Origin of the sequence: Nakamurella panacisegetis, assembly GCF_900104535.1 — a bacterium.
GTDB classification, from domain to species: Bacteria; Actinomycetota; Actinomycetes; order Mycobacteriales; family Nakamurellaceae; genus Nakamurella; species Nakamurella panacisegetis.
Genome location: NZ_LT629710.1, coordinates 4,697,279 through 4,722,975 on the forward strand (window position 1 = coordinate 4,697,279; position 25,697 = coordinate 4,722,975).

The following is a 25,697-nucleotide window of genomic DNA, read 5'->3' on the forward strand; positions in this document are numbered from 1 at the left end:
CGCGACCCGTCAGCTCGGCCCGCTGCGGACCCGAAAGGCCAGCTCGGGACCGGCGATCGGGCCACGGAGCAACCGCGCGTCCTTCGGGTACTGCTGGTGGATCCGCCACGGCGGCCGGTCGCCCTGCCGCGGGAGCCGGGATCGGCCCCGCTCGAAGTAGCCCGAGGACATCTCGATGTACGGCGTCGTGCGGAGCGCCTGGATCGGCCGCAGCGGCATCACCTCGTCGTACCCCCGGTCGCGCATGAAGTTGAGCAGCCGGGTGACGTAGTCGGTGGCGAGCTCGACCTTGAGGGCCCAGGTGCCGTTGGTGTAGCCGATCGCGAAACCCAGGTTGGGCACGCCGTCGAGCATGGTGCCCTTGTAGACCACCCGCTCGGACACGTCGACCGGATCCCGGTCGACGCTCAGGGCGATGTCGCCGAGCGTCAGTAGCTCCAGACCCGTTGCCGTGACCACGATGTCGGCCTTCAGCCGGCGCCCCGAGCGGAGGCGCAGGCCATCGGAGGCGAACGATTCGACGTGATCGGTGGCGATCTCCGCCCGGCCGGAGGAGATCGCCGCGAAGAAGTCGCCGTCCGGTACCAGACACAGACGCTGGTCCCAGGGATCGTAGGTGGGCCGGAAGTGCCGGTCGACGTCGAACCCTTTCGGCAGGCGCCGCCGGACCCCGTGGCGCAGCAGCCGGCCCGACGTCCGCGGGAATCGCTGACACAGCTGGTAAAGGGCCGTGGCCACCCGCATGTTCTTCCAGCGGATCACCCCGGAGGCGCGCTCCGGCGAAAGGATCCGCAGCAGCAGCGATCCCAGCGGGTCCCGGGTCGGGAGGACCATCACCCAGGACGGCGACCGTTGGAGCATCACCACGTGCGCTCCCGCCGCGACCAGGGCCGGGATGAGGGTGACGGCGGTGGATCCGCTCCCGATCACCACCACTTCCCGGCCGTCGACGTCGAGATCGGCCGGCCAGTCCTGCGGGTGCACCACGCACCCGGTGAAGTCCTCCCGGCCCGGCCAACTCGGCGTGTAGCCGTGGTCGTAGCGGAAGTATCCCGTGCACAGGTACAGGAACCCGCACGTGCGGACCTGGCGCCGGCCCGTCTCGGTGTGTTCGACGGTGACGGTCCACCGCGCCGACGCACGGTTGAAATCGGCCCGGAGGACGCGCCAGTGGTATTCAATCCGGTCGGCGACGCCGTAGGCGGCGGCGGTCTCCCGCAGGTAGCTCAGGATGTCGGATCCGGCGGCGATCGACTTCCCCTGGACCCAGGGCCGGAATCGGTAGCCCAGGGTATACATGTCCGAATCGGACCGGATGCCCGGGAAGCGGAACCGGTCCCACGTCCCGCCGCTGGCCCCGCGCGCTTCGACCACGGCCCAGGTGCGGTCGGGGGCGTGCGTCTGCAATGTGCACGCGGCGCCGATCCCCGACAGACCGGCCCCGACGATCAGCACGTCGACGTGGGATCGCGGTTCGCCCTCTGCTGCGACCATCAGGTCAGGCTAGACCGCCGCCCAGCACCGTCGCGCGCGCTAGGGTTGAGCGCATCATGGCCTCCGCGACCGACAAGCTCACCCGCCGCGAAGCGGCGATCCGACTCGACATCCCGCCGGAGATGGCCGTACGCAACGGGTTACCCGCACGAATCTCCGAAGCGGCGCTCGCCCGTCTGGACGCCGATCCCCCACCGTGGCTGGCCCAGTCCCGGGCCAATCGGACCGGCCGCAAGCCGGTCTGGACCCAGCTGACCTGTGACCTGTGCGGCCGCACGGAGACGGTGCGGCCGAAGAAGTGGTGGCCCGACTTCACCTTTGTCCGGTGCGACGACCACCGGCCGGATGCGTTGCCCGCCGTCGCCGACGGTTTCGTCCGGGCCGAGTACCCGGGAATCGGAACCCGGTTCGTCGGAGTGCTGGACGAGGCGCTCGCCGATCCCCCGGCGCCGGACGACTCACTCGGCGACCGCTGAGGTCCGATCAGAGGTTGGGGCAACGGCCGGCTCCGGGGTCGATCGCCCGGCCGGACGGGCGGCGGCCAGCACCACGGCCAGGCCGGCCGTCATCGCGCCCCACCAGATCCAGGGACCGTGCCAGGGCGCCTCGGCCAGGAAGGTGAGCGCGGCGGACGCCACCGCGACCGGCACCAGGCGGGAGCGCGACCTCGACGCGGCCACCAGGGCGACGATCAGCACCGGCCACAGGTAGTAGGCCACCATCACCGTCTCGAACACACAGCGGAGGGCGAGAGCGGCGGCCGTCCACCACAGGAACTCCACCAGGACGGCGTCGTCCCAGACCCCGGAACCGGCCCGACCACGAAGCCGCCGGGCCAGCACCAGCGCACAGGCCACCGCGCACACCACCGCCAGGAGCCGGCCCGGCCCGGCGGCCACCGCGCCGTTGCTCATCTCCGGGGCCAGGGAGGTCCACGGCGTCGGATGGTTGCGGCTGGGAAAGTTGGGCTGACTGGTGACGGCGCGGAGGGTGGCCGTCCAGTTCGCCGCTGCCGCGGTCCCGAGAAGGACCACCGCGGGCAGCGCGGACCGGACCAGGTAGCCGATGACCTTCGGTCGCGGCAGCATCACCAGGACCATGGGATAGGCCAGCAGCACCAGCGGTTGCACCGCGACCGCCGCGCCGATCAACCACGCGGACCGGGCGCGACGTCCATCGGCCAGGGCCAGCGCGCCGTAGAGGAACAGGGCCACCGCGACCGCGTCCTCGGGGTGCCCCCACCGCACCGACACGCTCCACAGGGTCACCGCCCCGGCCAGGGCGAGCAGCAGCCGCGTCGGCCGGGTCGCCCCGAAGCGCTCGGCCACCCGGTCGGCCGCGAACAGCACCGACGCCGACAGGGCGATCTCGTAGGGGCCGGCCACCAGCCAGGCCGCCGGATACGGGTTGTGCACGGTCTGGAACGCCAGCCCGAGACCGGCGCCGTCGATGACCAGGACGATCGGCACCAGTACCAAGGCGGCTCCCGGAAACGTGACCAGCGCCGTCGGCTGCGTGTACAACCCGCCGACGTTCCAGTGGCGCAACCGATCCCCGGCGACCAGGGTCCGCCACAGATCGTGCGGGACGGACCAGCTGCTCTGCCCGATCAGGTCGGCGCCGACGGTGCTGGTGCTCATGGCGACCACGATCAGGGCGAGGGTGGCCAGTAGCGGGAACTTCCGTCGCGCGGCCCAGCTCGTCAGCGTCACGCCCCGCATCCTAGGTTCTCACCGATCGTTTCCCGGGCCGGTCACACCCGCTCGGGCAGCGAGGGGCCCAGCGGGCTCGGCTCGTCCGTGAGCTGCGGGAAGCTCTCGCTTCGGCGCAACTCGTCGACCCGGATCACCGCTACTCCCCCGACGATCAGCAGGCCACCCAGGAGCTGGATGACGGTCGGCAACTGGTCGACCAGCAGCCAGGCGAACAGCACGGCGAAGAGCACCTCGGTCAGACCGACGAACGACGCCATGGTGGCCCCGAGAGCCCGGGCCGCCATCACCCCGACGGCATAGGCGAAGGCGGCGGCGATCACGGCCAATCCGAGCATCGGGATCCACCACGCGACCGCGCCGCCGTGCAGGTGCACGGTGACGGCGCCGGCCCGGAGCGGCAGGACGCCGATTCCGCCGAAGACAGCCAGCATCACGGCTCCGATGGCCATGCCGGTCCCGGCCATGGCCACCGGTGGCAGTGCGTCGTCGACCTTGGCCGAGATCAGGAAGTAGGCGGCCAGCCCGACCGCGGCGCCGAGTCCCCACAGCACCCCGATCGGATCGATCCGGATGCCGCCGAACAGGTCGAGGACCAGGGCCAGCCCGGCCACCGCCAGCAGCGAGCCGAGCACGGTCAGCCGTTGGGGCCGGCGGCCGTGGCGCAGCCACATCCACAGCACCACCAGCACCACGCCCAGATACTCGATCATCAGGGCGACGCCGACCGAGAGCCGTTGGACCGCGTGGAAGTAGAAGACCTGCGCACCGCCGACGGCCAGTACCGCGTAGAGCACGACGGATCGGCGCCCGGACCAGAGCCGGGACCACTGGCCCCGCAACGACAGGATCGACGGAACGGCCAGGATCAGTGCGCCCAGACTGATCCGGATCAGGACCACCAGGGCCGGGCTCCAGCCGTCCTCGATCAGCGAACTGGCGAACGCGCCCGAGGTGCCGAATGAGGCCGCCGACAGCAGAGCCAGCACGAGCCCGAGGCTCGAACCGCCAGTGGTCCTGATCGAGCTCGCTGGGTTCGTCATCCCTGCTCCGTCACTAGTCATCAGCGGTTAGACTGATGACCGTAGTTCCCGTTCCGTGAGGAGTCAACATGGTTTTCACTCATGACACCGCAGTGGCCCTGATCGGCGCCGCCGCCTGGGTGAACACCGACGCCGACACCGAGGAGATCCCCGACGTCGCCGCCCTCGACGCGTTCGTGACGACCTGGGGATGGACCGGCAGCCGCACCCACGACGAGACCGAACTGCTTGCCGTCCAAGGACTCCGGCCCCGGCTCCGGCAACTCTGGCTCCTGGACAAGGACGGGGTGGTGGCCCTGGTCAACGAACTGCTGACCGAGTTCCGGGCGTTGCCGCAGCTGGTCCGGCACGACGAATGGGACTACCACCTGCACGCCACCCCGAGCAGCGCGCCGCTGGCCGATCGGATGGCCGTCGAGGCGGCCATGGCCATGGTCGACGTCGTCCGGGCTGACGAGCTCAGCCGCCTCCGGGTCTGCGAGAACTTCGACTGCGAGAGTGTGCTGGTCGATCTGTCGCGAAACCGCTCGAAGCGGTACTGCGATCTGGTCTGCACCAACCGCGCCGCCGCCCGGGCCTACCGCTCCCGCGGCGCCGCCGCCGAAGTGTAGGGGCCCGGCTGGGCCCGGAGCCCGGCCGGGCGGCGGCCCGATCGTGGCGTGACCGCCGGGTCCCGTTCCGGGTGCGAACATGTACGCGGACCGTGTTCGGCAGTTCGCACCGGCCAGCGTTGCGCAGAGCCCACATTGTGCGAGAGGACCCCAGAGCGTGAACCCGAAGACCGGCCCGACCCCGAGCGACGACGACCCGACGGAGACCGGTGACGGCGCTCTGCCGTCCGAGGTCACCTTCGATGAGCAGTTCTACCCGGCCCGACCCAAGGCGCTCCGTCCGCGCGCCCGGCGACGGGCCGCGGTCACCGTCAACCTGAACCCGCCGTTCGAACCGGACGCGCGCAACAAGGCCTACGTCGAGTGGCTGGTCAACCAGTCGATGCTGGGCGACGCCACCACCCTGGCCCGACAGCTGGCCGGCCAGGCCAGCATGTGGGCCCACCCGTTCGCCCATCCGAATCCGCGGGATGCCGTCGACAAGGCCTCCGTGTGGTTCACCGCGTACCCGCTGTCCCTGATCACCGGCAAGGGCCAGAGCTTCCTCTCGGCCCTGGGTGCGGAGGACCTGTGGGCGGCGTTCGAGCAGATCGGCATCAAGGCGGTGCACACCGGGCCGGTCAAGCTGGCCGGCGGCATCAGCGGCTGGGAGCCGACCCCGAGCATCGACGGCCACTTCGACCGGATGAGCATGGCCATCGACCCGCTCTTCGGAACGGAGGAGGACTTCCGCGCCATGTGTGAGGCGGCCGGCTCGCACGGCGGCACGATCATCGACGACATCGTCCCCGCGCACACCGGCAAGGGCGCCGACTTCCGCCTGGCCGAGATGAACTACCGGGACTACCCCGGCATCTACCACATGATCAACATTCCGGAGGCCGACTGGCATCTGCTGCCCGAGGTCCCGGCCGGCGAGGACTCGGTGAACCTGAGCCTGGAGCACGAGAAGGCCCTGCAGGAGGCCGGCATCATCATCGGCCAGCTCCAGCGGGTCATCTTCTACGAGCCGGGCATCAAGGAGACCAACTGGAGCGCCACCCGGGAGATCTACGACACCCAGGGGCAATTGCGTCGCTGGGTCTACCTGCACTACTTCAAGGCCGGGCAGCCGTCGATCAACTGGTTGGACCCCACCTTCGCCGGAATGCGGCTCGTCATGGGCGACGCCCTGCACTCGCTGCTCGACCTCGGATCGGGGGCGTTGCGGCTGGACGCCAACGGATTCCTCGGGGTGGAGAAGAGCGCCGAGGAGTCACCCGCCTGGTCGGAGGGCCACCCGCTCTCGGAGGCAGCCAACCATCTGATCGGGAGCATGGTCCGCAAGGTCGGCGGCTTCACCTTCCAGGAACTGAACCTGACCATCGACGCCATCAAGTCCACGTCGGAGGTGGGCGCCGACCTGTCCTACGACTTCATCACCCGGCCCGGGTACCAGCATGCGCTGGCCACCGGGGACACCGAGTTCCTCCGGCTGACCCTCAAGGAGGGCCTGGCCATCGGCATCGACCAGGCCTCCCTGGTGCACGCGATGCAGAACCACGACGAACTGACCTACGAACTGGTCCACTTCGCCACCGCCCACGCGCACGACGTCTACGAACTCGGTGGCGAGGAGCTGCCCGGTTCCGTGCTGGCCGAAAACATCCGGGAGTCGTTGCGGCAGAAGCTGACCGGGGAGGCCGGCCCGTACAACCGGGTGTTCACCCAGAACGGGATCGCCTGCACGACGGCCAGCGTCATCACCGCCACGCTCGGCTTCACCGATCTCACCGTCCTGACGCCGGACGACATCGAACGGATCACCTCGGCCCATCTCCTGCTGGCGATGTACAACGCGTTCCAGCCCGGGGTGTTCGCCCTGTCCGGCTGGGACCTGTGCGGCACCCTCCCGCTGGAGGCGACCGAGGTCCGGTCGCTGATCGCCGGGGGCGACACCCGCTGGATCGAACGCGGCGCCCACGACCTGATGGGCTGGAACCCCGAGGCGACGGCCTCGTCGTCCGGCATGCCCAAGGCGCTCTCCCTGTACGGCACGTTGCCGGACCAGCTGGCCGACCCCCGGTCGTTCGCCTCCCGGCTCAGCCGTATCCTCGCCGTCCGCGAGCAGCACGGTATCGCCACCGGACAGCTGCTGGACATCCCGGACGTGCCCGCGCCCAGCGTGCTGGTGATGGTCAACCGCCTGGCCGTCGGCGCGGTCCAGATCACCCTGCTGAACTTCAGCGAGGAGCCGGTGTCCGGCCCGGTGGTGTCGTCGCACTTCCCGCCGGGGGGCCGCCTGGTCGACCTGGCCACGGGCGAGGACCTCGGGACCATCGCGACCAACGGCTCGTTCACCCTCACACTGCCCGGGTTCGGCGGGCTGGCGCTCATCGTCAAGGAGGACTGAGCTCCCGACGGCCCCCGGGGAACGCTCTCGACGGCCCCGGGGAAGCCGCCCGTCCCGGGAAGTCGCCGGCCGGTCCCGTGCTACGGCACCCGCGTCACCGACGCGCTCGACCGGACCGCCTTCGGGATCTCCGCGACGGCGTCGACCCGGGCCAGCAGCTCGGCCACCTCCCCCGGCGATGCCGCGGAGCGGACCTCCACCTGGTAGGTGATCCCGGTCGACTGCCACGACACCGGGTCGAAGCCACCGCGAGCCAGCACCCTGACTCCGTCGAGACCGATCCCGAGACCCGCGGCCTCCCGGTAGAGATCGTTGAGCACACACCCGGCCACGGCCAGGTGGAGGAGGTGGGCACCGGTGAAGTCCGCCTCGACGGTGACCCCCTCGTCCGTCCACCGGTGGGGGAAGCCGACTGCCGTGGCCGACGGCGACCTCAGGTTCCCGGCGGCGACCGTCACCTCCGCATCGGCCATCGGTGTCCTCCCGTACGACGGTGAGCCCACGTTCACGGCGAGGGTCAGATCAAGACGGTGTCACTCCTTGAATATCAGATCTCGTCCGGGTCGACCATACCGACGACGACGGACGATGCCCGGCCGGGGACATCACGGCCACACCGGCAGGACCGAGTGCACCGTCACGCTCGCTGCGGCGACCTGAGCCTCGGATCGATATGGATCTTGGGACCGTCCCCGGCCGTGGCCGGCCGCCATCCGGCCAGCACCGCACCGGCCTGGTCAAGGCCGACGGTCGCCGCCACCAACGGACGCGGGTCGACCGTCCCCGCCGCATACTGCTCGATCGTCCCGGCCAGACCCGGTGACGCGGACAGGATCCCGACCGCCGTGACGTCCTTGAGGGCCAGGTCCCTGGTGTCGATCGTGCTGGGCCGGCCGGCCAGCCCGATGTAGACCACGCGCCGACCCGGTTCGACCAATTCCAGGGCCCGGGCCGGAAGCCCGGGCGCATTCGACGCGTCGACCACCGCGTCCCAGGGCAGATCCGGCAGCGCCTCCCCGTCCCACACGCCGGCAAAGCCGAGGGTCCGCGCGAATTCCAGCGATCGCTGCGTCCGCCCCATCAGATGGACCTCGGCCCCCAGCGACTGGGCGAAGAGGGCGACCAGCAGACCGATGGTGCCCGGGCCGAGAATCAGCACCCGGTCACCGGCCCTCACATCGGCGCCCCGAACCGCGCGTAGTGCATTCCCGCCCGGCTCGACCATCGCCCCGGCCAGGGCATCGACGGATTCCGGGAGCTGGTGCAGTGCCGGCACCGGAACCGCCAACTGCTCAGCCAGCGCCCCCGCGAAGCCGCCCCGGATGCCGATCTCGAACCGCTCCGCGCAGACGTGTTGTCGTCCGGCCCGGCACCGGCGGCAACGGCCACAGCCCAGCATGGTGTCGCCGGTGACCCGTCGGCCGATCCAGCCGGGATCGACACCGTCACCGACGGCGGAGACGGTGCCGCACCACTCGTGACCCAAACGCATCGGATATTGGGCGAAACCTTGGTGCAGGTAAGCCATCTCGCCGGTGAAGAACTCGCCGTCGGTGCCGCAGACGCCGACCCGTTCCACATCGACCACGGCCTGGCCCGGGCCGGCCACCGGCGCCGGCACCTCCTGGACCCCCGATTCCCGTGGCCCGGTGACGACAAAGGCCCTCATCCGGCCCGTCCGGAGTCCGAGCGGCTCGTCGTCATCGGGTGGCTTCCTCGAGCAACTCCAGGATGTGCCGGTAGGAACGGCCGGTGGCCCGGCTCATGCCCATCTCGCAGGTCCGGTTGGTGGAGGCATAGGCGGTGAAGGTGCGCTGCGAGATCTCGGCCGCTTCGGCCCTGGTGGCCGACGCGGTGAGCTGGGGATGCAGCATCCCTCGATCGCCGGCGAAGGCGCAGCAGCCCCAGGCGTCGGGAACCAGGACGTCGTCGGCGATGGCCTCGGCGATCGTTCGCAGTGCCCCGTCCAGGTGCAGCCGGGTCGAGGAACACGTCGGATGGATCGCGACCGACCCCAGCTTCGCCCCGACCCGGAGGCGAGGCAGGAACTCGTTGCGGGCGAAGGTGATCGAGTCGACCACCTCGAGATCGGCGTACCGGGAGTCCGCGCTGGACCCGATCATCTGCCGCAGGCCTTCGGTGCAGGAGGACGCGTCCGACACGATGGGGATCCGTCCGCCGGCCGAGGCTGCGTGGAGTGCGGGCAGCACCTGGCCGGCCATCGTCGCGTAGCCGTCCGAGAGTCCCTTCGACTTCCAGGGCGTGCCGCAGCAGAGCGATCCAATGCCCTCCGGGGTGGCCACCGTCACCCCGGCCCGGCGGGCCAGGGTGACGAACGCCAGGCTGACCCCGGGGCTCTCCTGACCGACGCCGAACATCGATCCGATGCAGGCCGCGAAGTAGACGGCGTCCGGGTGCGGCGCGACGACGGGCCGCCGGCGTGGGCCACCGCTGGGGATGTCCTTCTGCCACAACGGGACCGTATCCGGGCCGAGGATCTTCCGACCGACCCGGCTGGCCCCCGCCACCACCGCCGGCACCCGCTGCGCCGCGCTCAAGGCGCCGGACGCGCCCCTGGTCACGCGTCCCCAGTGTCGGGCGGCCAGGTTCCACCCGGCCTGCTCGGCGCGGTTGCGCTGTTCGGACCGCAGTCGCTTGACCAGTTGTCCGGTGTCGATCAAGACCGGGCAGCTGGTCTGGCACATGCCGTCGACCGCGCAGGTGTCGACCCCGTCGTACTGGTAGTCCCGCTCCAGCTCGGCGACCAGGTCGGCCTCTCCGGCCTGCTCGGCCCGGGCCAGCTCGCGGCGCAGCACGATCCGCTTGCGCGGGGTCAGGGTCAGATCCTTGCTGGGGCAGACCGGTTCGCAGTAGCCGCACTCGACGCAGCGGTCGACCTCCTCCTCCACCGGCGGTGCGACCTTGAGGTGGCTGACGTAGGACAGCGGGTCGTCGGTGAGCACCGCGCCGGGGTTGAGCAGGCCGGCCGGATCGCACAACCGCTTCACCTCGAGCATCACCTCGTACAGTTCGTCGCCGTACTGACGGCGGACGAACGGGGCCATGATCCGGCCGGTGCCGTGTTCGGCTTTCAGGGTGCCGTGCCGGCCCAGGACCAGCTCGACCAGATCCTGGGTGAAATCGACGTAGCGGTCCAGCATCTCGGACCGGTCCAGCCGTTCGTTGATCAGGAAGTGGATGTTGCCGTCCTTGGCGTGACCGAAGATCACGCTGTCGGAGTAGCCGTGCCGATCGAACAGGCCGGTCAGTTCCTGGCAGGTCGCCCCGAGGGCGGCGATCGGAACGGCGATGTCCTCCAGCAGGGCCGTCGTTCCCGGCGGCCGGTTGCCGGCGACGGTCGCATACAGGCCCTTGCGGATGTGCCACAAACCGGCCCGGACGGCCGGATCGGCGCTCAGCTCGGCCGGGACGGTCAGCGGGAGCTCGGCCAGCAGCGCAGCCACGGACGTCGTCCGGGCCGAGATCGCCTCGAGGGACATCTCCTGGAATTCCACCAGCAGTGCCGCATGGTCGCGCACGGCAAGGCTTTTCAGCACCGGGGCGGCCGCCGGATCACGTTGCCCGACCCGCAACGACGTGGCGTCCATCAGCTCGATGGTGGCGAACCCGGCCGCCACCAGGTCAGGGAGCGCAGCCGTGGCGGCGAAGAGGTCGGGGAAGACCAGCAGTCCGGTGGCCGGCACCGGCTTCACCGCCACCGTGCGCCAGACCGCGTCGGCCACGAACGCCAGGGTGCCCTCGCTGCCGACCACCAGGTGCAGCAGGAGATCGACCGGGTCGTGATGATCCAGGAACGCGTTGAGCCCGTAGCCGAGGGTGTTCTTCATCGAGAACTGTTGTCGCAGAGTACGAACCGACGCCGGGTCGGCCCGCACCCGATCACGCAGCCGAACCAGGCCCGCGTACAGCTCGGGCTCCAGTGCGGCCAGTTGCCGGTCGCTGTCGGCCCGGCCGGTGTCGATGGTGGTGCCGCTGGGCAGCACCAGGACCGCCGATTCCAGCGTGCGATAGGTGTTGAACTCGGTGCCGCAGGCCATGCCGCTGGAGTTGTTCGCGATCACTCCCCCGACGGTGCAGGCGATCTCGCTGGCCGGGTCCGGCCCCAGCTTGAACCCGAAGCGGGCCAGCCGCTGGTTGACCTGGCGGATCGTCGCACCGGGCCCGGTACGCACCCTGCGTCCCCCGTCCAGGACCTCGATGTCCCGGAAGTGCCGACGGGTGTCGACCAGCACCTGATCGGTGCCGGCCTGGCCGGACAGGCTGGTGCCGCCCGACCGGAAGGTCAGGGGCACACCGCTGGACGCAGCCCCGCGCAGGAGCCGGGCCACCTGCTCGGCACTGGTCGGCGTGACCACCGCCCGCGGCGTCAGCAGGTAGTGCGAGGCGTCGTGCGCCATGGCCAGACGGTCGATGGCCCGGGTCGAGACGCAGTGCGGCGCGGCATCCTCCAGACCGGCCAGGAGAGCGGCATCGGCCAGGTCAGTGCGACTCACGCGATACCTGATCTCCGCTCGAGCCGACCAGGAAGTCCAGGTCGGCCCCGTTGTTGGCGCCCTGCACGGTCTGCACGTACAGCTTCTCCCAGCCCCGCTTCGGATTGGCGTACGCCGCGGCCGCGATCTCCGACGGTCGCCGCGTGGCCAGTTCCTCGGCCGGAACGTCGATGTCCAGCCGACGTCCGGCCACGTCCAGGACGATCATGTCCCCGGTCCGGACCAGGGCCAGCGGCCCATCGGCGGCCGCCTCCGGCGAGACGTGCAGCACCACGGTGCCGTAGGCGGTACCGCTCATCCGGCCGTCGCAGATCCGCACCATGTCCCGGACGCCCTGCTGCAGCAGCTTCGTCGGCAGCGGCATGTTCGCCACTTCCGGCATGCCCGGGTATCCCTTCGGCCCACAGCCCCGCAGGATCAGCACCGAGTCGGCGTCGACGTCCAGGTCAGGGTCGTCGATCCGGGCATGCATGTCCTCGATGGAGTCGAAGACCATCGCCCGGCCCCGGTGCTGGAGCAACCGCTCGGACGCCGCGGCGGGCTTGATCACCGCCCCTTCTGGAGCCAGATTGCCGTACAGCACAGCGATTCCGGCATGCGGCTGCACCGGCGCCTCGCGCCGCGAGATCACCTCCGGATCCCAGATCGGCGCGTCGTCCAGGTAGTCGACCAGCGGTTTCCCGGTGACCGTCAAGGCCGCCGGGTCCAGCAGATCCCGCACCTGGGCCAGCACGGCCAGCAGGCCGCCGGCCCGGAAGAAGTCCTCCATCAGCCACCGGCCGGCCGGCTGCAGATCCACCAGCAGCGGTACGTCGGAACCGGTCCGGTCGAAGTCGTCCTGGGTCAGATCGATCCCGAGCCGCCCGGCGATGGCCAGCAGGTGCACCACCGCGTTGGTCGAACCGCCCACCGCGGCCAGCGCCACGATCGCGTTGAGGAACGATCCCCGGGACAGGATGGTCGACGGACGCCGGTCCTGCTCCACCATCTCGACGATCAGGCGCCCCGTCTCGTGCGAGGCCTCCAGCAACCGGCTGTCCGCCGCGGGAGTACCGGCCAGACCGGGGATGATGGTGCCCAGCGCTTCGGCCACCACCGCCATCGTCGACGCCGTGCCCATGGTGTTGCAGTGCCCTCGGCTGCGGATCATCGACGACTCCGACTTCAGGAACTCCGCCTCCGACATGTTCCCGGCGCGTACCTCCTCCGACAGCCGCCAGACGTCGGTCCCGCAGCCGAGGGCCACCCCCCGGAACGTGCCGGTCAGCATCGGACCACCCGGGATCACGACGGCTGGGATGTCCACCGATGCCGCCGCCATCAGCAGCGACGGGATGGTCTTGTCGCAGCCGCCGAGCAGCACGACGCCGTCGACCGGATTGGCCCGCAACATCTCCTCGGTGGCCATCGCCGCCATGTTGCGCCACAGCATCGCGGTCGGGCGCACCAGCGTCTCACCCAGCGAGACCACCGGAAGGTTCAGTGGAATCCCGCCGGCCTCGTAGACACCCTGCTTGACGCTCTCGGCCACTTCGTTGAAGTGCGAGTTGCACGGGGTCAGATCAGAAGCGGTGTTGGCGATCGCGATGTGCGGCCGGCCGTCGAAGGCGTGCCCGGGCAGGCCGCGGCGCATCCAGGCCCGATGGATGTAGGCGTTGCGATCATTACCGGCGTACCACTGGGAGCTTCGATGCTCAGCCATGACAGCCCTTCCGCATCCGGGTGGGACGCAATATGTTCGGCGTCGGAACAGACTACGTTGCGACGCAGCCGGCCCCCGTTCCCGGCCCGGGCTGTCGCGGGCGGGCCACGGGCGTGCGAAGGTGACGATCACGGTGCGGGCCGCCGCCCTGGGTCCTCAGGAGGTCGATCATGGGTGGGACGCTCACCGGGATCCGGATCGTCGAACTGGGCGGTATCGGACCGGTACCGCACGCCGGCATGGTTCTGGCCGATCTCGGAGCCGATGTGGTCCGCGTCGAACGACCCGGATCGGACGTCACCGAAATGAGCTCGGATCAACTCCTGCGGGGCAAGCGCGTGGTCCTGGCCGACCTGAAATCGGCGGCCGGCCGCGCCGGAGTGGCCGGTCTGCTGGCGCTGGCCGATGTCGCTCTGGAAGGCTTCCGACCCGGGGTGGTCGAGAAGCTCGGAATCGGACCAGCCGATTGCGCAGCGGCCAATCCTCGTCTCGTCTTCGGCCGGATGACCGGCTACGGGCAGGACGGCCCGCTGGCCGCGGCGGCCGGGCACGACATCAACTACATCGCGCTGACCGGCGCCCTGCACGCGATCGGCGGGGCCGACCCGGTGCCGCCGCTGAACCTGCTCGGCGACTTCGGCGGTGGCTCACTGTTTCTCGTCACCGGGGTCCTGGCCGCGCTGGTGGAGCGGGAGCGCACCGGGCGGGGGCAGGTGGTCGACGCGGCGATCGTGGACGGCGTCAGCGTCCTGATGGCCCTGATCTTCTCGGCCCGCGACCGCGGTTGGTGGCGGGACGAACGGTCGGCCAACCTGCTTGACGGCGCCGCCCCGTTCTATCGGACCTACCGTTGCTCCGATGGGCGACACGTCGCCGTCGGCGCCCTGGAGTTGCCGTTCTACGCCGCACTCTGCCGCGGCCTCGGTCTGCCGGACGCCGAGTTGCCCGATCGCGACGATCCGGCCAACTGGCCGGAGCTGTCCCGCCGGATCGGCGAGGTCTTCCTGGCCCACCCCCGCTCCCACTGGGAATCGGTGTTCAGCGGGACCGATGCCTGCGTGTCTCCGGTACTGGCCATCGACGAGGTCGCCGGGCATCCGCACATGGCGGCCCGTGGCTCGGTCCGGCACGGCACCGACTTCACCGTCGTCGCGCCGGCGCCCCGGTTCTCCGACAGCCACCCGGGGCCGGTCGTCCCGGCGACCGTGCTGGACCTCGATGCGGCCGCCGCGCGCTGGGTGTGATCGGGCCCGGGGGCGCGGGTGGCTACTGGCCCGTGCGCAGCTTCGGGAGCAGCGAGGTGATGGTGTTGGCGGCGATGGCGAACCCGATTCCGTTGGCCGAGGTGTCACGGCTGGAGGTGGCCACCATGGTGTTCATGCCGACCCCGTGACCGGCGGAGTCGACCAACGGGCCACCGGAATTCCCGGAACTGATCGGGGCATCGGTCTGCAGCAGTCCGGTCAGGGTTTCTGTTGCGCCGGTGGCGGTCTCGGTGCTGGCTTCACGGTTGATGGCGGAGATGATGCCGGCCGTCACCGTCGGTCCACCGGTGAGCGCGAGGGCGTACCCCACCGCGATGACGCCATCCCCGGGAACGGTCTTGCTGGAGTCTCCGAAGATGACCGTGTGCAGGTTGCTCTGCCCCTTGACGCGCAGCAGCGCCAGATCGTGGACGTTGTCGGCGCTGACGATGGTCGCCGCCATCGCGGTGGTGGAATTGCTCAGGGTCACCTTGACCGACGTGGCCCCGCTGACCACGTGGGCGTTGGTCAGGATGTCGCCGGTGGCGGTCACGATCATTCCGGTGCCCTCGTCCGTGACGGTCGAACCGCTCGACGAGCCGAACGGATTCGTCTCGGTCGACGTCGAGGTCGCCTCGACCGAGACGACGGCGGGCAGGACGCCTACGAGCAGACTCTGGATGTCGGCCGGTTTCCGGTGATCGAACTGGTGTTGCTCACGAAGCGATCGACCGTGGTCTGTTTGCCCCAGCCGGTGACCCGGGCGACCGCCATGGCCGAGCCGGCGCCGACCACGGCGGCCACGACGACGAGCACGATCACCAGGCGGGCCGAGGCCAGCCACCGCCGGCGTTCCCGCGCCGGGGGCCAGGCCGGAGTCGGGGCGGGGCCGGAGTCGGAGTCGGCACCGGGGACGCCACCACGTCCGGCATGTCGATGCTGTGGGTCATCGGTCGGTCCTCTCCGGCTGAGCGGCCAGCGCCAGGAAGATGCTCTGACCTTCACCATCTCCGGTGGGTGCTGACCCAGCCAGGGCCGAAAGACCTGACCGGCCGGGTCGGGCGACCCCCGGCCGGATACGCCGAACCCGCCCGGAACGACGTCGGACCGGGCGGGCGGGCGGCGCCGCGTCCGGAATCAGGACAGGGTGCTCTCCAGCCGCTTGGACAGCAGCGCGACGAACGCCGCCGGTTCGGCCAGCTCCCCACCCTCGGCCAGCAGCGCCATGCCGTACAGCAGCCGGGCGGTGTCGGCCAGCGCCGGATCGTCGGCGTGGGCCTCGTGAGCGGCCCGCAGGCCGGTGACCAGCCCGTGCTTGGGATTCAGCTCGAGGGTCCGCTTCACCTTCGGCGGCTCCTGACCCATGGCGCGGTACATGCGTTCCAGGGCCGGCGTCAGGTCTCCCGGGTCGTTGACCAGGACGGCCGCGGAGTCGGTGAGCCGGTGCGACAGCCGGACCTCCTTGACGTCGTCCGACAACTCGGTGGCGACCCAGCTCAGCAGCGATTCGAAGCCCTGCCTGGTGTCGTCGTCGATGTCTTCGCCGCCCAGATCGACCTCGCCACGGGCGATGGAGGTCAGGTTCTTCTCCTGGAACGCGGGCACCGCGTCGACCCAGACCTCGTCGATCGGGTCCGTCAGCAGCAGCACCTCGTAGCCCTTGGCCCGGAACGCCTCCATGTGCGGCGAGTGCTCGAGCGCCGCGCGGGACTCACCGGTCATGTAGTAGATGGCGTCCTGCCCCTCCGGCATCCGCTCGACGTACTGGCCCAGAGTGGTGAGCTCCTCGGCGTCGTGCGTCGAGGCGAACGAGCAGACCTCCAGGATCGACTGCTGGTTGTCCTGGTCGGACAGCAACCCCTCCTTGAGCGCCCGCCCCACCTCGGCCCACAGAGTCGAGTACTTCTCCTTCTCGTCCTCCTGCAACGACTTGATGGTCGAGAGAACCTTGCGCACCAGGCGCCTGCGGATTAGCTGGATCTGCCGATCCTGCTGCAGGATCTCCCGCGACACGTTCAGCGACAGATCGCTGGCGTCGACCACACCCTTGACGAAACGCAGGTACTCCGGGATCAGTGCCTCGCACTCGTCCATGATGAAGACCCGTTTGACGTACAGCTGCACGCCCCGCTTGCTGTCCCGCATGTACAGGTCCATCGGCGCATGGCTGGGCAGGAACAGCAGCGCCTGGTACTCGAACGTTCCCTCGGCGGACAGCCGGATCGTCTCCAGCGGCTCCCGCCAGTCGTGGCTGACGTGCCGGTAGAACTCGGCATACTCCTCGGCCGACACCTCGCTCTGCGGCCGGGACCACAACGCCTTGCCCGAGTTGACCACCTGCGGCTCGGGCGCGGCCACGTCGTCCTCGCCCTCGGCCGGCGCCGGCCGCTCGGCGGCCATCCGGATCGGCCAGGTGATGAAGTCGGAGTACCGCTTGACGACGCTGCGAACGGTGGCCGGATCGGTGAAGTCCTGCAGCGAGTCCTCGGTGTCCTCCGCCTTGAGGTGCAGGGTCACCGCCGTGCCCTGCGGCGCCGCGGGCAGTTCGGACACGGTGTAGGTGCCCTCCCCGGTGGATTCCCACCGGACGCCGTGGTGGGTGCCGGCCTTCCGGGTCACCATGACGACCCGGTCGGCGACCATGAAGCTGGAGTAGAAGCCGACGCCGAACTGACCGATCAGCTCGGCCGTCCCCTCCTCGGAGCCACCCGCTTCCCGGGCCTCCCGCAGCTGGGCCAGCATCTGCCCGGTACCGGACTTGGCGATGGTGCCGATCAGGTCGACCACCTCGTCGCGGGTCATGCCGATGCCGTTGTCACGGATGGTCAGCGTGCGCTGGGCCGGGTCGATCTCCAGATCGATGTGCAGATCCGAGGTGTCCACCTCGAGGTCCTTGTCGCGGTAGGCGGCCAGCCGCAGCTTGTCCAGAGCGTCGGACGAGTTGGAGATCAACTCACGCAGGAACAGGTCCTTCGTCGAATAGATGGAGTGAACCATCAGCTGAAGGAGCTGACGGGCCTCGGCCTGGAATTCGATCGTCTCGTTCGAGATCGCCTCGGTGCTCATCTGGTGTCGCGTCCTCACACACTCGCAGGAAAGCTTGCACCGCGCAGGATAGTCGTGACCGGCAGCCGGCGAACGCGCATCGCTCCGGAACAGGGCCGACGGGGTGGAATCCGCCGAGCTTCGAGGGTGCCTTCGGCGTATCGTCAATCGGTCGCCTTCGCAGGACCGTGGATAGGTCGTGAGCGCCATGCATGACGAACGTTCCCCGCGGCCGGTCGCCCTGATCGTCACCGTCCTCGCCGTCATGGTCGCGGCGGCCTGCCAGACCGGATCACCGACGGCCACGTCATCCACCAGCACACCGTCGGTGGCCACGGTCTCCGGGACGAGCCGGATGACACCGGCCGCGGCCGGTCCCGCGTCCAGTACCGCGATGCGGATCGCCGCCGGAACAGCGGCGGGATCGGCCGGGACCACGGCCTCGTCGGGGTCGCCCTCCTCGGCGCCGGCCCGATCAACGTCGGCGGCCCCAACCACGTCGTCCTCGTCCTCGTCAGCGGCCCCATCGGCATCGTCCCCGTCGTCGTTCTCGTCGGCCTCCGCGTCCTCGTCGGTGTCGACCCGTCCGACCCGGAGCGCCGCCGCCGTCGGCGACGCCATCTGCGCCCTCACGTTTCCGAAGGCCGGCGTCACCGGCCACTGCCGCGCCAGCGGGGTGCGTGTTTCGGCCTCGAACCCGGACTGGGCATACGCCCACGAGGGGATCTACGACGACCGCGGGCAATTGGCCAGCGACTACGACCAGGTCATCGTGAACCTTCGCACGCATGCCGTGATCGGACCGACGAACGTCGGATTCTGCGGGGCCGGGCCGGCCGCGAGCGGGCCGATCGGCGGATATTCCTCCGTGCCGACCCGGGTGCTGAGGGACCTCGGGTTGGCCGCCTGCGCCGGATCGGCCGCAGCGTCCCCCTCCGGTTCGACGACGGCACCGGGGCCAGAGCCAGGTACCCCCTTCGCCCAATTCGCCGGTCGATGGGGGGCGCACGAGTCGGCCCTGGTCGTCGACAGCAGCGGCCACGGCACCCTGACCTACGCCGACCTCTCCAAATGCCCGAACTGCGCGCTCGCCGATGCGCCGGCCGGCACACTCACGTTCGTGCTGACCACGTCCGCGGGCGGCGCCGCGTCCGGGCGGGTCACCGCCTCGTCGGACGTGCAGGTCTGGGCGGTCGGCGCGCCGGTCTCCGTCCGGATCGTGGCCGGTTCGCCGGGTCAGTTGCTGCAGGTCACCATCGCCGGAAAGTCCCTGCTGCCCTTCTGCAACCAGACGTCCGCCGGCCAGTGCGGAGCGTGAATCCTGGCCGGAGTCCTCGCCACTGATCCGTTGGCCCGGGCCGCGACAATACGAATCCATGATCCATTTCTCGCCATACCAACCCTTTACACCGCTCGCGAGGCGGCATTGCCCGAGTACGACCTCACGGAATTCATCACCACGCTTGAACTGGACATCACCCATCGATCTGGCCACGACGGAAGTCGAGAGGCAACCGGAACTCAACCGGGAGCGAATCGCGTCACCGGAGAATTCCGTGCAAGGCGATGCGAGCCGGAGTGAACTTTACTCTTTCATGACTGAGCGTGCTTGGTTGCACGCGGACCGGAGTGGCGACGGCATTTGCTGTTGCTCGACGTGACCGGGTGGGCACATCGGGAGATTGCCCCACATGGCTGATTGACTGTTCTTGGGCATTTGCGAGCATCTGATCTACGCAGGTGGCTATTTCGGAGAGCCGAATTCGATTCGAATTCCACTCCCGCCCGGAGCCTTCTCCGCACCGGGCGAGCCCACCCCGACCTGCCCTGACGAAAGGTGCGTAATGCGGAAAACCTTCGGCGCCATCAGTGTGGCCGCTCTCACGGCCGCCGCGGTCCTGTCGGCGGGACCCCCCGCCTCCGCGGCGCCGCCGTCACCGGCCACTGCGGCCACGGTGATCGCCGGCGGCCTGGACAATCCCCGCGGGCTGTACGTGTCGCACGGCATTCTGTACTTCGCTCAGGCCGGTAAAGGCGGTACCGGAGCCTGCGTCACCAGCCCCGAGGGCGGCCAGTCCTGTCTGGGTGACACCGGCAAGATCTCGGCCGTGCGCATCGGCGACGGACGTCACCCGTCTCGGTCCAAGGTCTGGGACCTGGTGTCCGGACTGCCATCGCTCGGCGCACAGGGGACCGGGAACAGCGCCATCGGCCCGAGCGATGTCACCGTTGGTCCGCACGGAATTGTGTGGGCCACCGTCGGTCTCGCCGAAAATCCGGCCGTGCGGAGCACGACGCTGGGCAACTCCGCACAGGCCAGGAAGCTGGCCACGGTCGGGACCGTGCAATGCGGCCGGTACATCCCCCGGGCCGACCTCGGTGCCTTCGAGGCCGCCCACAACCCCGACGGCGTCACCCCTCCGGACACGAATCCCCAAGCCCTCGTGGCCACCCGTGACGGGGTCCTCGTCACCGATGCCGGCGGCAACGACCTGCTGTCGGTCACCGGCCGTGGCCACGTGAGCAGCAAGGCCGTGTTCCCCGATCTGCCGAGCGTGCCCAACCCACTGGACCCGTCAGCGCCCGACATCGCGCCGCAGGCGGTACCGGACAGCATCGTGCGCGGTCCGGACGGCGCCTACTACATCGGTCAGCTGACCGGATTCCCGTTCGTCCCGGGCACGGCGTCGGTGTGGCGGTGGGTTCCCGGTCACCAGCCGACCGTGTACGCGAGCGGGTTCACCAACATCATCGACCTGGCTTTCGGCCCGCGCGGCGATCTGCTGGTGCTCGAGATCGCCAAGGATGGGCTGACCAGTCCGAACGGACCGGTCGGGGCCTTGATCAAGGTCCCCCACCACGGCGCTCGCTCCACCGTGCCGACCGGTGCCCTGTTCGCCCCGGGCGGGCTGGCCGCCGTGGGGAACACCGTCTACATCTCCGACAATTCGATCCTGGCCGGTCAGGGACGGATCCTGCGCGTGCATCTGGCCGGATGACGGCGGGCCCGGCCCCGGCGCCCGAACGGACGTCCGGGCCGGGCCGACCCGATCCGGCGGACCCGGCTGCTCAGCGCCAGCCGAGGGCCGGCGCGACCTCGGTCAGCAGGGACTGCAGAATGTGCGCGCAGTAGTCGACTCCGAGCTGATTGGGAATGGTCAGCAGCAGCGTGTCGGCCGCGGCGATGGCCTCGTCGCCGGCCAGCTCCTCGATCAGGTGGTCCGGCTCCCCGGCGTAAGTCTTGCCGAACCGGGCCTTCCCCCCGTCCAGGTAGCCGACCTGGTCGTGGCTGTCCCCTTCCGCCCCGAAGTAGGCCCGGTCCAGATCGTTGACGATCGGGAAGATGCTGCGGCTGACCGAGACCCGGGGTTCACGCCCGTGGACATCGGTGTCCCAGGCCTGCCGGAACCGTTCGATCTGCTCGGCCTGCAGCTGATGGAACGGCACGCCGGTGTCCTCGCCGAGCAGCGTCGAACTCATCAGGTTCATCCCCTGCTCGGCCGTCCACTCGGCGGTCTTGCGGGTGCCGGCACCCCACCAGATCCGCTCGCGCAGGCCGGATGAGTGCGGCTCGATCCGCAGCAACCCGGGTGGGTTGGCGAACATCGGGCGGGGGTTGGGCTCAGCGAACCCGTTGCCCTTCAACACCTCCAGGAAGACCTGGGCGTGCTCGCGGGCCATGTCGGCGTGGTCGGTGCCCTCCGACGGCGCATACCCGAAGTAGCGAAAACCGTCGATGACCTGTTCCGGCGATCCGCGGCTGATCCCCAGCTGCAACCGGCCGCCGGAGATCAGATCGGCCGCGCCCGCGTCCTCGGCCATGTACAGCGGGTTCTCGTACCGCATGTCGATCACCCCGGTGCCGATCTCGATGGTGCTCGTTCTGGCCCCCACGGCGGCCAGCAGCGGGAACGGCGACGCCAGCTGGTTCGCGAAGTGGTGCACCCGGAAGTAGGCGCCGTCCGCCCCGAGTTCCTCGGCAGCGACCGCGAGGTCGATGGACTGCAGCAGGACGTCGGACGCGGAACGGGCCTTCGAGTGCGGCGAGGCCGACCAATGGCCGAAGGACAGGAAGCCGATCTTCTTCATAGTCGCTCCAACGTACCCGGGACCGATCTTGTGCCGGCTCGGGTACGCCTCGTACGTTGGACTCGCGCTCCGGGCAGAAGGCCCACCTCGATGATCAGGCAGGGATGTTGGACATGAACGATTCCGAACGCGGTGCCCACATCCGACGACTGGACCGGAAGCACGTCTTCACCTCCTGGGCCGCCCAGGACGTGGTGGAGCCGATGCCCATCGCCGGCGCCCTCGGCAGTGAGTTCTGGGACTACGACGGCCACACGTACCTCGACTTCTCCTCTCAGCTGGTCAACGTCAACATCGGCTATCAGCACCCGAAACTGGTGGCCGCCATCCAGGAACAGGCGGCCCGACTGTGCTCGGTCGGCCCCAACTTCGCCAACGACGCCCGCAGTGAGGCGGCCGCCCTGATCGCCGCCCAGGCGCCGGGAGACCTCGACCGGGTGTTCTTCACCACCGGCGGCGCGGAGGCGAACGAGCACGCTCTGCGGATGGCCCGGGTGCACACCGGGCGTCACAAGGTGTTGTCGACCTACCGCAGCTACCACGGGTCGGTGGGCAATTCGATGGTCGCCACCGGCGAGCCCAGGCGCTGGGCGGCCGAGACCGGAGTCAGTGGCCACGTGCACTTCTGGGGCCCGTACGCGTACCGGTCGCCGTTCTACAGCGTCGACGCGGCCCAGGAGTGCGAGCGGGCCCTTGACCACTTGGCGAACGTCCTGATGGTGGAGGGACCGAACCAGGTCGCGGCCATCCTGCTGGAGACGGTGGTCGGGACCAACGGGATCCTGGTGCCGCCGGACGGCTACCTGGCCGGCGTGCGAGCGCTCTGCGACCGATACGGGATCGTCCTGATCTCCGACGAGGTGATGGCCGGCTTCGGCCGGTGCGGCGAATGGTTCGCTGTCGACCGCTGGGGCGTCACCCCCGATCTGATCACCTTCGCCAAGGGCGTGAACAGCGGGTACGTGCCACTGGGGGGCGTGATCATCTCCGAGAGGATCGCCGCATCGTTCTCCACCAAGCCTTACCCGGGCGGATTGACCTACCAGGGGCATCCGCTGGCCTGCGCCTCGGCCGTGGCCAGCATCAAGATCTTCCAGGAGGAGAAGATCGTCGAGCACGCCCGCTGGCTCGGCACCGACGTGATCGGACCGGAACTGGCCAAGATCGCCGATCGCCATCCGTCGGTCGGCGAGGTCCGCGGCCTCGGGGTGTTCTGGGCGGTCGAGCTGGTGAAGGACCGGGCCACCCGCGAACCGTTGGTGCCGTTCAACGCCACCGGCGCCGACGCCAAGCCGATGGCCGACTTCACCGCCGCCTGCAAGGAACGCGGTCTGTGGCCGTTCGTCCATTTCAACGGCACGCACGTGGTCCCGCCGTGCACCATCACCGAGATCGACCTGCGGCGTGGGCTGTCGATCCTCGACGACGCCCTGACCGTGGCCGATGGCTACTACACGGGCGCCGAGTAGGCCGGCGACCGGCGCAGTCAGTCGAAGGCGTCCAGGAACCGGTTCCGGAAGGCGTCCATGGGCCAGACCGGCCCGTTGCGGGCCGGCAGCAGACCCGGGGTCCAGTTCCAGGCCGCGACCCGGTTCGTCACCGCCGGGTCGCGGGCGATGATGGTGATCGGGACTTCGTGGCCGGCCGAAGCCCCGCTGACGATCGTCGCCGGCTGATGGTCTCCGAGCAGGACCAGGACCAGATTCTTGTCACCGTAGGTCTGCACGAACGAGATCAGCGACGTCAGCGAGTACCGGATGGACTGCCCGTAGGCCGCCCCGACCTGGTCGGCCCGGCTCCAGACCGCTTGCGGCGATTGTCCTTTGGCCGGCATGCCGTCGAAGATCGAACCGTCCCCGATGGCGTTCCAGTCGACCGTCGTCGGTAGCGGCGCCCACGGTGTGTGACTGGAGACGAGGTCGATCTCGGCCATCACGGGGGCGTGCCGCGGATCGGCCAGCTCGAGTTCGCGGAAGCGGGCCAGGATGTACTGATCCGGCATGTCGGCGTAGCTGAACGCCGGTCCCCGGTACCCCAGGTTCCGGACGTCGTAGACCTGGTCGTAGTGATAGAAGGTTCTGCCTTCGGGCCAGTCCCGATCGTTCGACGGGACGTCGCCCACCGTGCGCCAGCCGGCCCGGCGAAAGGCATCGCTCAGGGTGAACCGATCGCTGGCCATCAGCTGGTCGTACCGCTGCTGACTGTCCACCCAGAGCCCCGACTGCAGGGTGGAATGGGCGAGCCAGCTGATACCGCCGAAGGTGGGCGAGGTGAGAAATGCGCTCTCGGACGAGAACCCGGCCGCCTGCAGACTCCTGCTCCCGGCGGTCAGGACGGCCCGCACCCCGGGCGAGAACGGCGAGTCCTGTACCGCGACCTGACCGTAGCTCTCGACGAAGGCGAAGATGACGTCCTTCCCGGCCAGGCCGGTCAGCAGACGCCCACCCGGAGTGATGGCCACCGGGTCGCTGGAGATCGCGGCCGAGAACGTCTGCTCGTCCTGCAGACTGTGGCGGATCTGCCCGACCTGCTCCACGGCCAGGGCGGCCGCACCGGCGGAGGCGATGGGCGCCCCGGAGATCTGGACCCCGATCGCGGCCGCGACGACCCAGAGCGCGGCTCCGGCCGTGACGACACGCGCCGACACGCGGCGCCGGCGGGCCACCAGGCCGGTCAGTCGACGCATGGCCAGCGGCACGAAGACGCACACGGCGACGACCAGGGCGGCCGCCAGCACCACGACGGCCACCCCGGCGAACCGACCGATCGAATCGGTCAGCACGCCGACCGCTGGCGGCAGGTAGCTCCAGTCCGAGACCGGGTCGAACGGCCGGTCCAGCGCGGCCAGGAAACCCATGTCGAGAATCCTCACGACGGTCAGCAGGCCGAGCAGCACACCGACGATCGTGGCCACGGCCCGGCCGATTCGAGGCGGCAGCAGCAGAACCAACCCGAACAGGGCCACCCCTTCGATCGGTATGCGGGTGAACTGGGCCGGGGTCAACCGATCCACCTGCTCGGGCCCGAGCAGGGCGAACCAGACCAGCAGAATCGCCCCCGTCGTGGTGACCCCGGCGGCCCATCGTTGCCGACGCGAGCGGCTCGCCACCGGACCGGACGCACCGCCGGGCTGCGCCCGGCCGGACCCGGGCCGGCGGTGTCTCCCCAGCCAGAGGACGTCCCGCCCGAACGACTCGGTCAACAACGTCAGGGCGAGCAGGACCACGACGACCGCCGCCGGCCTCGGCAGGGCGCCGGACGCGACCAGGGTCAGCGCGATGCCCTGGATCGCGGCCACCACCTTGCACCAGTAGCGCGGCGGCGCGGGCTGCCGGAGCCACGGCCACCACCACCCGGCGGCCACGAACAGGTAGCGGGCCGCGCCGATCAGCAGGACCGGAGCCCCGACGAACCGGACGTCGTACACCGAGAGCGCCAGGATCGCGAACGCGTCGACCTCCATGTCGAACCGGGCCCCGACCGCCGACACGGTTCCGGTCCGGCGCGCGACCCGTCCGTCGACCGCGTCCAGCACCAGCGCGGCCACGGCCAGCAGGACCAACGCCGGGGTCGGCACGGCCCGGGTGAACGAGTCGGCCACCATCGCCGCCACGCCGCCGACCAGGGCGGCCCGGACCAGGGTGACCCCGTCGGCCGGCCCCGGACCCGCAGCGCCGGAACGGATCAGCCCCCGGGCCAACGCGATCACCGTGGTGAGGCCGCACGCGATCCCGACCGTCCAGCCCGGTCCGTGGAGTCCGGTGGAACCGGCCAGGACCCCGAGGACCGTGAGCTGCCCGGCCAATCCGGCCACGGCGGCGGGGATCGGGCCGATCTGAACCTTCCGCACT

19 protein-coding genes are annotated in these 25,697 nt (G+C 70.0%); 7 read left to right on the top strand and 12 right to left on the bottom strand.

The features are described from left to right. Positions 1 to 9: 9 nt before the first annotated feature. A complete protein-coding gene (locus BLS97_RS21195) occupies positions 10 to 1,494 on the bottom strand; it encodes a flavin-containing monooxygenase (RefSeq protein ID WP_090480244.1) in 1,485 nt (494 codons plus the stop codon). A 56-nt stretch (positions 1,495 to 1,550) separates the two neighbouring features. Between BLS97_RS21195 and BLS97_RS21200 the strand changes: the two genes are divergently transcribed. Continuing rightward, positions 1,551 to 1,970 (top strand): hypothetical protein, encoded by a 420-nt coding sequence (locus BLS97_RS21200; RefSeq protein ID WP_090480246.1) that lies wholly within the window; start codon positions 1,551 to 1,553, stop codon positions 1,968 to 1,970. On the opposite strand, the gene BLS97_RS21205 is transcribed toward BLS97_RS21200, so the two are convergent. Together BLS97_RS21205 and BLS97_RS21210 are read right to left on the bottom strand one after the other, a co-directional pair. After that, positions 1,953 to 3,206: a hypothetical protein gene (locus BLS97_RS21205; RefSeq protein WP_157695595.1), complete on the bottom strand. Its 1,254-nt coding sequence runs from the start codon at positions 3,204 to 3,206 to the stop codon at positions 1,953 to 1,955. The two genes, BLS97_RS21200 and BLS97_RS21205, sit on opposite strands and share 18 nt — an antisense overlap. 41 nt (positions 3,207 to 3,247) lie before the next feature. After that, positions 3,248 to 4,228 (bottom strand): EamA family transporter, encoded by a 981-nt coding sequence (locus BLS97_RS21210; protein WP_407938081.1) that lies wholly within the window; start codon positions 4,226 to 4,228, stop codon positions 3,248 to 3,250. Positions 4,229 to 4,317: 89 nt separating this feature from the next. On the opposite strand from BLS97_RS21210, the gene BLS97_RS21215 reads away from it, so the two are divergent. Both BLS97_RS21215 and treS read left to right on the top strand, forming a co-directional pair. Continuing rightward, the gene (locus BLS97_RS21215; RefSeq protein ID WP_090480254.1) at positions 4,318 to 4,860 is read left to right on the top strand and encodes a CGNR zinc finger domain-containing protein; all 543 of its coding nucleotides are present in this window, start codon (positions 4,318 to 4,320) and stop codon (positions 4,858 to 4,860) included. A gap of 157 nt (positions 4,861 to 5,017) precedes the next feature. After that, a complete protein-coding gene (treS, locus tag BLS97_RS21220; protein WP_231988237.1) occupies positions 5,018 to 7,252 on the top strand; it encodes a maltose alpha-D-glucosyltransferase in 2,235 nt (744 codons plus the stop codon). Between the two features lie 80 nt (positions 7,253 to 7,332). Here the strand turns inward: treS and BLS97_RS21225 are convergent, their stop codons facing one another. The 4 genes from BLS97_RS21225 to BLS97_RS21240 form a co-directional block, all read right to left on the bottom strand. Beyond that, complete coding sequence (locus BLS97_RS21225; RefSeq protein ID WP_090480258.1) at positions 7,333 to 7,725, bottom strand: OsmC family protein; 393 nt, start codon at positions 7,723 to 7,725, stop codon at positions 7,333 to 7,335. Between the two features lie 164 nt (positions 7,726 to 7,889). Then, on the bottom strand, positions 7,890 to 8,921 hold the full coding sequence (locus tag BLS97_RS21230; protein WP_090480259.1) for a zinc-dependent alcohol dehydrogenase: 1,032 nt from the start codon (positions 8,919 to 8,921) through the stop codon (positions 7,890 to 7,892). Between the two features lie 31 nt (positions 8,922 to 8,952). Further along, positions 8,953 to 11,766: an FAD-binding and (Fe-S)-binding domain-containing protein gene (locus BLS97_RS21235; RefSeq protein ID WP_231988238.1), complete on the bottom strand. Its 2,814-nt coding sequence runs from the start codon at positions 11,764 to 11,766 to the stop codon at positions 8,953 to 8,955. After that, the gene (locus BLS97_RS21240) at positions 11,753 to 13,468 is read right to left on the bottom strand and encodes an IlvD/Edd family dehydratase (protein WP_090480262.1); all 1,716 of its coding nucleotides are present in this window, start codon (positions 13,466 to 13,468) and stop codon (positions 11,753 to 11,755) included. Before BLS97_RS21240 ends, BLS97_RS21235 begins: the two co-directional genes overlap by 14 nt. Positions 13,469 to 13,638: 170 nt before the next feature. On the opposite strand from BLS97_RS21240, the gene BLS97_RS21245 reads away from it, so the two are divergent. Further along, complete coding sequence (locus BLS97_RS21245) at positions 13,639 to 14,712, top strand: CaiB/BaiF CoA transferase family protein (RefSeq protein ID WP_090480265.1); 1,074 nt, start codon at positions 13,639 to 13,641, stop codon at positions 14,710 to 14,712. Positions 14,713 to 14,734: 22 nt separating this feature from the next. On the opposite strand, the gene BLS97_RS21250 is transcribed toward BLS97_RS21245, so the two are convergent. The 3 genes from BLS97_RS21250 to htpG form a co-directional block, all read right to left on the bottom strand. After that, positions 14,735 to 15,271: a S1C family serine protease gene (locus tag BLS97_RS21250; RefSeq protein ID WP_090480268.1), complete on the bottom strand. Its 537-nt coding sequence runs from the start codon at positions 15,269 to 15,271 to the stop codon at positions 14,735 to 14,737. Between the two features lie 104 nt (positions 15,272 to 15,375). Continuing rightward, positions 15,376 to 15,720 (bottom strand): hypothetical protein, encoded by a 345-nt coding sequence (locus BLS97_RS23110; RefSeq protein WP_157695596.1) that lies wholly within the window; start codon positions 15,718 to 15,720, stop codon positions 15,376 to 15,378. A gap of 129 nt (positions 15,721 to 15,849) precedes the next feature. Then, on the bottom strand, positions 15,850 to 17,778 hold the full coding sequence (htpG, locus tag BLS97_RS21255) for a molecular chaperone HtpG (protein ID WP_090482855.1): 1,929 nt from the start codon (positions 17,776 to 17,778) through the stop codon (positions 15,850 to 15,852). 178 nt (positions 17,779 to 17,956) lie between these two features. Here htpG and BLS97_RS21260 point away from each other — a divergent pair, with 178 nt between their 5' ends. Next, a complete protein-coding gene (locus tag BLS97_RS21260; RefSeq protein WP_157695597.1) occupies positions 17,957 to 19,075 on the top strand; it encodes a hypothetical protein in 1,119 nt (372 codons plus the stop codon). Positions 19,076 to 19,601: 526 nt separating this feature from the next. Continuing rightward, a complete protein-coding gene (locus tag BLS97_RS21265) occupies positions 19,602 to 20,756 on the top strand; it encodes a ScyD/ScyE family protein (RefSeq protein WP_090480274.1) in 1,155 nt (384 codons plus the stop codon). Between the two features lie 70 nt (positions 20,757 to 20,826). Here the strand turns inward: BLS97_RS21265 and BLS97_RS21270 are convergent, their stop codons facing one another. Next, on the bottom strand, positions 20,827 to 21,846 hold the full coding sequence (locus tag BLS97_RS21270) for an LLM class flavin-dependent oxidoreductase (RefSeq protein ID WP_090480277.1): 1,020 nt from the start codon (positions 21,844 to 21,846) through the stop codon (positions 20,827 to 20,829). 113 nt (positions 21,847 to 21,959) lie between these two features. Here BLS97_RS21270 and BLS97_RS21275 point away from each other — a divergent pair, with 113 nt between their 5' ends. Further along, on the top strand, positions 21,960 to 23,315 hold the full coding sequence (locus BLS97_RS21275) for an aspartate aminotransferase family protein (RefSeq protein WP_231988239.1): 1,356 nt from the start codon (positions 21,960 to 21,962) through the stop codon (positions 23,313 to 23,315). 17 nt (positions 23,316 to 23,332) lie between these two features. Here BLS97_RS21275 and BLS97_RS21280 read toward each other — a convergent pair whose 3' ends face one another. Beyond that, positions 23,333 to 25,696: a CDP-alcohol phosphatidyltransferase family protein gene (locus BLS97_RS21280; protein WP_197676303.1), complete on the bottom strand. Its 2,364-nt coding sequence runs from the start codon at positions 25,694 to 25,696 to the stop codon at positions 23,333 to 23,335. Position 25,697: the final 1 nt, after the last annotated feature.